At 71.3% G+C, this 268-nt stretch carries 1 protein-coding gene; it reads left to right on the top strand.

The window, feature by feature from the left end; all coding sequences use genetic code 11:
- The coding region (locus HKX41_11700) for a hypothetical protein (GenBank protein NNC24797.1) at positions 1–268 on the top strand (268 nt) is incomplete at both ends.

The following is a 268-nucleotide window of genomic DNA, read 5'->3' as shown; positions in this document are numbered from 1 at the left end:
CCGGCATCGGCTGGCTGCGCCTGAGCGGCAACAACGCCTTCGGCGGGTTGCACGTCAAGGAAGGCGTGCTGGAACTGACCGGCAACAACACCTACGCCGCGCAGGTCGACGGCGGCACCCTGGTGGTCAACGGCACGCTGACCACTGCGCAACTGCCGGTGCACGCCGGCGCCGGCCTCGGCGGCAGCGGCCGCATCGTCGGCAACGTGCGCGTCGAAGGCGCGGTGTCGCCGGGCAATTCCATCGGCACCCTGACCGTGCAGGGCGA

This window comes from Salifodinibacter halophilus, from assembly GCA_012999515.1.
In the GTDB taxonomy this organism is placed as follows: domain Bacteria; phylum Pseudomonadota; class Gammaproteobacteria; order Nevskiales; family Salinisphaeraceae; genus Salifodinibacter; species Salifodinibacter halophilus.
This window is presented reverse-complemented; position numbering and strand designations above follow the sequence as displayed.